6 protein-coding genes and 2 pseudogenes are annotated in these 4,727 nt (G+C 41.7%); 4 read left to right on the forward strand and 4 right to left on the reverse strand.

The genetic code is table 11. The features are described 5' to 3' along the window. Positions 1-188 precede the first annotated feature (188 nt). Together QUB56_RS36295 and QUB56_RS36300 are read right to left on the reverse strand one after the other, a co-directional pair. Positions 189-802: pseudogene (locus tag QUB56_RS36295) on the reverse strand (DUF4058 family protein). 357 nt (positions 803-1,159) lie between these two features. Beyond that, positions 1,160-1,282: a hypothetical protein gene (locus QUB56_RS36300; RefSeq protein WP_332961201.1), complete on the reverse strand. Its 123-nt coding sequence runs from the start codon at positions 1,280-1,282 to the stop codon at positions 1,160-1,162. Positions 1,283-1,409: 127 nt separating this feature from the next. Here QUB56_RS36300 and QUB56_RS36305 point away from each other — a divergent pair, with 127 nt between their 5' ends. The 4 genes and pseudogenes from QUB56_RS36305 (at position 1,410) to QUB56_RS36320 (ending at position 3,740) form a co-directional block, all read left to right on the forward strand. Then, positions 1,410-1,622, forward strand: a complete 213-nt coding sequence (locus tag QUB56_RS36305; RefSeq protein ID WP_332961202.1) for a helix-turn-helix transcriptional regulator — start codon at positions 1,410-1,412, stop codon at positions 1,620-1,622. Between the two features lie 19 nt (positions 1,623-1,641). Next, positions 1,642-1,854, forward strand: a pseudogene (locus QUB56_RS36310) (helix-turn-helix domain-containing protein). Positions 1,855-1,874: 20 nt separating this feature from the next. After that, complete coding sequence (locus QUB56_RS36315; protein ID WP_332961203.1) at positions 1,875-2,087, forward strand: helix-turn-helix transcriptional regulator; 213 nt, start codon at positions 1,875-1,877, stop codon at positions 2,085-2,087. 45 nt (positions 2,088-2,132) lie between these two features. Continuing rightward, positions 2,133-3,740, forward strand: a complete 1,608-nt coding sequence (locus QUB56_RS36320) for a glycosyltransferase family 39 protein (RefSeq protein WP_332961204.1) — start codon at positions 2,133-2,135, stop codon at positions 3,738-3,740. Between the two features lie 73 nt (positions 3,741-3,813). Here QUB56_RS36320 and QUB56_RS36325 read toward each other — a convergent pair whose 3' ends face one another. Beyond that, positions 3,814-3,951 (reverse strand): hypothetical protein, encoded by a 138-nt coding sequence (locus tag QUB56_RS36325; protein WP_332961205.1) that lies wholly within the window; start codon positions 3,949-3,951, stop codon positions 3,814-3,816. 549 nt (positions 3,952-4,500) lie between these two features. After that, positions 4,501-4,635 (reverse strand): transposase, encoded by a 135-nt coding sequence (locus QUB56_RS37605; protein ID WP_445243447.1) that lies wholly within the window; start codon positions 4,633-4,635, stop codon positions 4,501-4,503. Positions 4,636-4,727: the final 92 nt, after the last annotated feature.

Consider the following 4,727-nt stretch of genomic DNA (forward strand, 5'->3'; position numbering starts at 1 on the left):
AATTCCATCTCATCTATTATCCCCGCTACTATTCCCAAGTGGTCTAAATTTACGATATTTATCCCTGATAATGGCTGCTTCATGATTTTTATAGTTGCTTTACAGCCGAAATCTATTATACACTAAAAACTCCCAAACAATTGCACGGCAATCGTTTGGGAGTTTATTGTTGCCGAATCTATCTTCCTTTACCCTTGCTTGAATATCTGCGGAATGTGGGTTTCAAGATTAAAAGCATATATATCGCCTGAAGGAAGGCGATTTCCCCTACAAACCAAAATCCGATATTGACTGTCAAGATTATTCCCAAATACGGGCATTGATTCACCGTGTCGCAGCAAATCAATCTCAATCAAATGAGTGCGACTGCCAGTATCTTTTCGCGTTTTTTCTCATAGATTTGCCGACTTCTTTCCGGGAGTTTATTAGTAGGTGAAAGTATTTCGATCGTTGTGACTACTTCTTTGGTTTCCACTCCTCTTATTTCTAAATAACCTTCCGTGATAATTTCAGGCATAGGAAGTGTCACCGTCATCGGTTGTGCTGGAGGTGACAAAAGAGCTACATTCGCTGCGGGGTTATTTGATGTCTGAGAACGCTGTACAGTCACATCGGGAATACCGACAAGGAGTGAATTTTCGCCGCTGGTTTCATAGATTCGCAACTCTACGGCAACTCGATATTTAGGACGCAGTTGCGGAGATAAAAATCTGGCAATTTCACTAATCAACCAGTGATTCAATTCAGGCCATAGGTTAGGATGTCCTAAATAGGGATCTACACCGGGAAAGGGAGATGGCATCGATTTGGCTCCTTGACTCAAGTCTATTTAGAGTTTAGCAATACTTTTCTGACGCGAATGGTTTGCCAACAGGTTTTAGGCCATAGCTTTGCTTGTTGCAGATGATGACGGAAGGCTCGATCGACCTTTTGCAATAATAGGTTAGATCGCACATCTTGCACTTATTGGCATATTCCGTCGGGAGTTTAAACCACCGCCGGAATCTGGCAACAAATGCAAGATATTAGTTCGATCGCATTAATTTTCGATCGACAATTGCATGGGAATTGGAACGCTGTTTTCATCTAAGACAGACAGCGCATTTACGAAAACAATTGTATGCGGGACTGCGGGCATTCAGCGGCGCAGTGCTTTGAGTTAAGATTCGGCATCGGGGCGGCGGCTGAAACGGGCGACTGTTAACCGCTGACAGTTGGGGAGGTGGCGAATTATGCACCAAGGTTGAAGTCGATCGCGATATGTCGGTTGTTTTGGTATCATAGGAAAATCCTTCCCACTTTTGTGGGTGGTGAATGAAAGGCGATCGCTCTAGATTTCTCAGGTCAGGGGGCGATCGCTGTTAACTATCTTTAGTTAAAGATATGAGCATAGCTGATGTCAAGCATAAATGGGATTAATTCGGTTGCGGGTTCGAGAACTAGCTGATGAAAAGGGTTGGACGCTCAAAGAAGTCTCTGACAGAACGGGCATTCCCTACAGCACGGTTAAAAAATACGCCCAAGCTCCCAAAATGGCAACGGTGGACTATACGGCTTTGCAGAAACTTGCTGCTGTTTTCGATTTGATGATCGAAGATTTGGTTGAGGTTTTGGAACATTGAACTATTTGTCAGCGGGAAGATGGGTCTAATTCGATTGCGGGTTCGAGAACTAGCCGAAGAGAAGGGTTGGACATTAAAAGAAGTTTCTGAGCGCTCGGGCATTCCTTAAAGTACCGTTAGAAGTTATGCCCATTCTCCCAAGCTGGCAACTTTAGACTATACGGCTTTGAATAAGATGGCTCGCGTGTTTGGTATTGCGATCGAGGATTTAGTTGAGATTTTGGAAGAGTAGGCTTATTTATCGTTGAGAATATGGGACCAATTAGGCTGCGAGTTCGGGAATTTGCCCAAGAGAAGGGTTGGAATCTGACAGAACTATCCAACAGAACAGGTATTCCATATACCACGATCGTTACCTATGCCAATGCTCAAGGCATGGCTACCGTTGACTACACAGCTTTGGACAAGATGGCCCGTGCCTTCGATATTGCGATCGAAGATTTAGTTGAGATTTTGGAACAATAAACTGAGGCCTTGCATAATTAGAGTATAAATAGGGGGAATCATTTAATGCATCGTAATAATTGGCGACTACCTGTAACTGGGCTGCGGTTTTTACTTTCTGTGGTGTTGGTGATGGGCATATTTTTTAGGTTTGTCAATATCGACCGCAAATTCTACTGGTTCGATGAAACCTACACTTCCTTGCGAGTATCTGGCTACTTAGTGAAATCTGTTAAGGAAGAAATATTCAAGCAACCAGTAGTCAGTAGCAAAGATTTCCTGAAATATCAGAGCATTAGCGATCAAAAGAACGAAATCGATACGATTAAGGGTTTGGCAATAGAAGAAGGTCAACTGCCACCCTTCTATTTTCTGGTAGCGCGATTTTGGGCTAAATTGTTTGGAACTAGCGTCACAGCAATGAGAAGCTTGCCCGCTCTGATTAGTTTACTACAGTTTCCCTGTGCTTATTGGCTTTGTCTGGAATTGTTTGAGTCTTCGATGGTGGGATGGGTAGCAATGGCATTGGTATCAGTCTCCCCAATGCACGTACTGTACGCTCAGGAAGCACGACCGTATTGTTTGTGGACGGTGTTAACTTTGCTATCTAGTGCGGTTTTGCTGCGAGCTATGCGACTTCAAACTAAGCTGCTATGGGGAATTTATACAGCGATTAGCGTAGTAGGAATTTACACTCATTTGTATACTGGACTTGTTTTAATAGCACATGGAATATATGTATTTGCCAGGGAAAAAGTACGAGTAACTAAAACCGTAATTTCTTATATACTAGCCTTCGTTGTCACGTTCATAGCAGGTTTGCTGTGGTATTTAACCCTAAGATATTGGCAGCCACCCTCCCTTCCTGTAAGCGAAATGACAGCCGCATCCAGAATATCCTTGATGCCTTTATTTAAAAGGTGGATAGGGAATGTTAGCCGAATTATTTTTGATGTAAATCTTGATGCGCTGAGTTCATTCAAAAAGACGCTGCCTCTAATTCCAGTGATTGTATTTGTATTAATTTTATTGGCATATTCAATTTATTTTGTTTGTCGCCACATTTCCAAACCGGTTTACGGCTTCATCTTGACTTTGATTGTTTTTACATCCCTGCCTCTGATGGTGGCAGATTTAATTTTAGGTGGACGGCGCCTCTCAGGCTCCGCTCGATATCTAATTCCTACTTATCTGGGTTTGCAGTTGGCTGTGGCTTATTTGCTGACAGCGAAAATAACCTCCACTTCTATTAATACCTGGCAGCAGAAGTTTTGGAAGCTTGTTGCAATCGGAGTGTTCTCGGCTGGAGTCCTGTCTTGCACCCTCAGTTCTCAAGCAGAAACTTGGTGGAACAAAGGTCTGGATCAAGGCAAGTACGCTATTCCTATAGCTCACATCGTAAATCAAGCTGACTCTCCGCTGTTGATTACTGACCGTGAGTTCGGTGAAGTCATTCCTTTGATCCGTCTGCTCGATCCGAAAGTGCACATTCTGTGGCGAGATCAACTCCAGCTTGCTCAGATTCCTAACGGTTACAGAAATTTGTTTGCATTCTATCCCACTGAAAAACTCCAAGAGAGGCTTGAAAAACAATACAACTACAAGTTAAAGCCTGTTTTCCTTACTTCAGAGGTCAGTTACGAAACGCGGCTTTGGCAACTTACTCATAAGTGAACAGCTATGCCAAAAACCCGGTTTCTCTGAAGAAGCGCATAAGTCCCGATCTCACTTTATTCGATCGCCACTTCTAGAAATCGCAAAAATTTTCACTTTCTTTCTCGATCGCACTTTTTGTGATCGGCGTGGCAAGTGTTGATAGAAAACCGCTGCTTGATGCTAAAAATTCTGCGATCGCAGCTATCAGGACAGGCAATTTTTCTTTCATATCCTCCGCACACCTAGAGTCTTTTTTTTGTTCTTCCGTACTTACCGCTGCTCAATTATTAGGAAAATGCCAAGAAAGTAAAGCTCGCCTTTCAAAATTAATGAATTTTTGCCACCCAAAGCCACACCTTTTTAACAGCTTTAATTTGTTGTTAATTCCTTAAACTATGCCGTTAGTTGTTCTGTGTTCAAAATACCCCACGCTCTCTCCAAACCATCTTTTTATTGGTTCGACGCTCTTTTTCTAGTAGGGTTCTGCATTTTTTAACCAATCAATTAGTTATAATGTCCCTTTACCCAAATTTTGACTCTGCTCAAATAGTGAGTGAAGCTCTTCTTTTAACTCGTGCATAATTCCTACTAATAGTGCAGCATCTTTTACTTATTTTAATTTTTATATTTGTGGATGAGACAATTTAATTGCCGTTTTTATTAATATATAGCCTTTCTCAAAAAGATGAGGTACAATAACAGCAGTGTGTAAACCAGTTAAAAATATTTGACGATGTAACGCAGACCCCTACGCAAACTCTATGGCTTTTCCTAATTCTTAATAATTAGTAGTCTTGATAGAACGGAGAATGATTTTAAGTTGTGACCACAGATTTTCTATTGGTGAAAAATCTGGTGAATAAGGTGATAAGTATATTAATTTTGCCCTGTTTTTTTCGATAGCTTTTTTCACTTATTCCCCCAAGTAAATGGGACAATTATCCATCACTACACAAGCACCTTTCCATAGTTGTGGCACAAGTTTTCTGATAATAAAAGCTTCAA

The organism is Microcoleus sp. AR_TQ3_B6, from assembly GCF_036702785.1.
GTDB lineage: Bacteria > Cyanobacteriota > Cyanobacteriia > Cyanobacteriales > Microcoleaceae > Microcoleus.